Raw genomic sequence first — 3888 nt, forward strand, 5'->3', positions numbered from 1 at the left:
CCTAAAAAATTCTTCAATCCTAATTACTTTTCAATTTTTTGAAGAATTACTTCGATTTTCAAAGAGCATTTTGGATAATTATCCAATATTTTAGTTCTTTTTCTTCTTGTCTTAACTTACTTTACCTTTCGTTAATCGTTGCTTTGACCTATTTCTGAAGTGGGTAATGATAATTTTGATTTTGATCAAATAGAGTTTGAAAGAGAAAATGTAAAAATTGATAAGGGAAATGATATAGCCCTTCCCGGAGCGGGATGGCTTTCTATAAAAAGAGGTCCCTTAATAGCTGAAATATCAAAACCTAAAGGGTTTAAGTATGTGATAAGAAAATCAATGAAATAGAAAGATTTCATAATTTATGGAGGTGTAAAAAGTTGCAATTGAAAGAACCTGGAGTAGTTGTTGGGGTATCAAATAGGCATGTACATTTATCACAAGAAGATTTGGAAAAGTTGTTTGGTAAAGGCTATGAATTAACTCCCTTAAGACCATTGGGACAACCGGGGCAATATGCATCTGAAGAATGTGTAGATTTGATAGGACCAAAGGGTTCTTTCCAAAAAGTGAGAATATTAGGTCCTGTAAGAAAGGAGTCACAAGTCGAAATATCTAGAACAGACTCCTTTAAACTTGGAGTAAACCCCCCTGTTAGAGACTCAGGAGATATAGAAGGAACACCAGGGATTACGATAAAAGGACCTGTTGGTGAAATACAATTAAAGAAAGGTGTAATCATTGCCAAAAGGCACATACATATGCACCCAAAGGATGCCGAACATTATGGCGTTAAAGATAAAGACTTAGTTTCAGTATATTGTGATAAAGAAGGAAGAAAGCTTATTTTTCAAGATGTTTTGGTCAGAGTCAGTGAAAAATATGCATTAGAGTTTCATGTTGATATCGACGAGGCAAATGCGGCTTTACTCAACAACGGAGATTATGTGAAAATTATAGAAAAATTCTAAAAATCGGTGCTTGCACCGGTTTTTTTCAATCAATATCAGAAGGTATTTCATAGGTTATACCTCCATATTTCCCTTCGGTTATTTCTCTTAGAAAGGCATTTCTTCCCCTTTCGTAATCTGGAACTCCGCCTTTTTTTATAAAATTTCTCTTCATAGAAAACCTTTCAATGAACTCAACTATATTTTCACAGCTTTCCCAATCTTTTAAAACTGAATCCAAAATATTAGGATACTCTTGTTTTAAAAAATCAAAAAGGTAGAAAAGAGCCTCATCTAATTCCGTATCTTCTGCTTTTAGAGAACCAATTAGAATTAATTTGTTAACAAGATCTTTGTTAAAAAGTTTTGGATATAACACACCCGGTGTATCAAGAACTTTTAAGTCTTTGGATACGGTTATCCACTGTAAACCCCTTGTTATTCCAGGTTTATTGCCCACTGCTGCAGACTTTTTGCCTTTTAGACGGTTTATGAAAGTAGACTTACCAACATTTGGTATACCAACTATCATAAGCGACTTTTCATTGAACTTTTGAGGGACGATGGGATAAATATATTTTAAAAAAAAGTCTTTAACATTGAATTCATTGAGGCTAAGTGAAAAAACATCCTCACCTTTTTCCTTATAATACTTCTCCCACAACTTGATTTTTTTCATGTCGCAAAGGTCTTTTTTATTGAGAATAATTATTCTTTTTTTGTTCCTAAAAAGCTGTTCTTCTTCATACGCCCTGCTAGCGTACGGAGCCCTTGCGTCAAGAATTTCTACTACAGCATTAACAAGTTTTAAATGCTTTTTTATCAAAGATTTGGCTTTTTCTATATGTCCTGGATACCACATGCTTTTAACCCCTTTATACAGCTGTTCTCACGATTATTCTTATTTTTCTTAAATTGTGGTATAATACAAGTGATAAAAGTATACCTTATTTTGTAAAAAAATCAAAGAGGAGGGATAATCTATTCTGAGATATTCTATCTCTATACCTGAGAATGTTGAACCGATTGAAATTTTTGGGGCTTATGATAGCCGAACAAAGTACATAAAAAAAGAGATGAACGTAGATATACATTACAAAAACAGAAAAATTTTTATTGAAGGAAAGGATGACGACTCGGTCAATAAAACATCAAAGATATTCACAGAACTTTTAGAAATTTTAGATGAAGGGCATTTAATCGATTGGGATGAATTCCAATACGTGGTTTCTAGGTATAAAACCAACGGGAATGTTTCTAAGACTGAAGAAAAGAAAAAATCGATGAAAGATGTGATAAATACCCGCATTGTAGGTACTCAGATATTTGCAAAAACTGAAGGCCAAGCAAATTACATTGACTACTTAAAAAATAATGATATTGTTTTTAGTATAGGACCAGCCGGAACTGGCAAAACATATCTTGCAGTTGCTATGGCGGTAGATTATTTAAGATCGGGTAAAGTTCAAAGGATAATACTAACAAGACCTGCAGTTGAAGCAGGAGAAAAACTAGGTTTTTTGCCTGGTAGCTTTTACGAAAAGATCGACCCTTATTTAAGGCCCTTGTATGATGCCTTACTTGATTTTATGGATACTGACAAACTGATTTCATACAGAGAAAAAGGGATTATAGAAATACTACCGTTAGCTTACATGAGGGGTCGAACATTAAACAATTCTTATATTATTTTAGACGAAGCTCAAAATACAACTTATCAACAAATGAAAATGTTTTTAACAAGGATAGGATTCAACACTAAAGCGGTCATTACTGGAGATGTAACCCAAATAGATTTAGAAAAAAAGAAAGATTCAGGACTACTTTCGGTTAGAAAGGTGCTCAATGGAAACATTTCAGGAATAAAATTCATTGAACTTTCAAATAACGATGTGGTAAGAAATCCTTTGGTAAAAGAGATTATAAAAGCATACGAAGATTATGAAAACTCTGTATAAATAAGGAAGTGTTTTCCGCTGTATGAAGAACAAAAGTACAGAAAATAATAAGAGAACCAGTAAAAGTCTTTTTCAAAAAGCAAATCTAGTTTTTTCTAAAAATAAGGGTTTTATAATTAGGATGATTCTTTTTACATTTTTAGCCTTATTCACAGAATGGCTTATTTTCAACAGAATCTCGTTGAATTTTCAGTTGAGTTTTAACTTAGTATTTCTCGTATTTTGGATATTTATCGGAGAATTTTTGCTACCTAAGAATAAAATGTTTAAACTTCATCCTAAAAATTATTGGGCGGCTTTTTTAACGCCGCTCTTTTTCAATATAATACTAAATCTTTTTGTTTTCAAATATGTGAATATATTTGCAATATCGACCATATTGAGTACTTTGATAATAACCTTACTAATAGATTACTCTACCGGTTTAATTTCAGGTCTCATATTTTCCGCTTACTTTGGTATTTTATTCGGATTTGATTTGAAGTTCATGATTTTTTTATTTTTACCCGCAGCAGTTGTCGCCCTATCATCCAGAAAAACCAAAAGGAGAATAGAGATAATACTACCATTTTTTTGGGCTAGTTTAACGCAAATTATCGTTGCTTATGTAATTAACTTATACTATACCCCTTTGGACTATCTAATAATAATCGAAAGTAATTTTTTGAGCGTGTTGGTAACTATGGGTATTTTACCCTTCTTTGAATACTTAACCAGAGTTTATTCCGAGATTGGGTTGTTGGAACTTGGTAATTTAAGTAATCCTTTGCTAAAAAATCTTTCTTTGAAAGCACCAGGAACATACTATCACAGCATGATCATATCTAACTTAGCGGAAAGCTCTGCTGAGATTATCAATGGAAATATGGTTTTAGCCAGGGTAGGTTCTTATTTCCACGATATAGGGAAGGTGTGGAGACCTCAGTTTTTTTCCGAGAATCAAAAGAATAAAAACCCTCATTCCGATATAAGTGCTAAATTAAGTT

The 3888-nt window shown here is 32.7% G+C and carries 4 protein-coding genes; 3 read left to right on the forward strand and 1 reads right to left on the reverse strand.

Going from position 1 to position 3888, the window contains the following annotated elements:
* The first annotated feature begins 374 nt into the window (after nt 1-374).
* On the forward strand, nt 375-965 hold the full coding sequence (gene pduL, locus X926_RS09085; RefSeq protein ID WP_103065856.1) for a phosphate propanoyltransferase: 591 nt from the start codon (nt 375-377) through the stop codon (nt 963-965).
* 25 nt (nt 966-990) lie between these two features.
* Here the strand turns inward: pduL and ylqF are convergent, their stop codons facing one another.
* Complete coding sequence (gene ylqF / locus X926_RS09090; RefSeq protein WP_012208670.1) at nt 991-1806, reverse strand: ribosome biogenesis GTPase YlqF; 816 nt, start codon at nt 1804-1806, stop codon at nt 991-993.
* A 214-nt stretch (nt 1807-2020) separates the two neighbouring features.
* Here ylqF and X926_RS09095 point away from each other — a divergent pair, with 214 nt between their 5' ends.
* Entirely contained in the window at nt 2021-2902 is an 882-nt protein-coding gene (locus X926_RS09095; protein WP_103065857.1) for a PhoH family protein, read from the forward strand.
* A gap of 22 nt (nt 2903-2924) precedes the next feature.
* The coding region (locus tag X926_RS09100; protein WP_103065858.1) for an HDIG domain-containing metalloprotein at nt 2925-3888 on the forward strand (964 nt) is incomplete at its 3' end.

Origin of the sequence: Petrotoga sp. HWHPT.55.6.3 (assembly GCF_002895495.1) — a bacterium.
Lineage (GTDB): Bacteria > Thermotogota > Thermotogae > Petrotogales > Petrotogaceae > Petrotoga > Petrotoga mobilis.

Excerpts from the sequence above, each read along its gene's own strand:
- ylqF (WP_012208670.1), bottom strand. The coding sequence starts at position 1,806 with ATGTGGTATCCAGGACATATAGAAAAAGCCAAATCTTTGATAAAAAAG.
- X926_RS09095 (WP_103065857.1), top strand. The coding sequence starts at position 2,021 with ATGAACGTAGATATACATTACAAAAACAGAAAAATTTTTATTGAAGGA.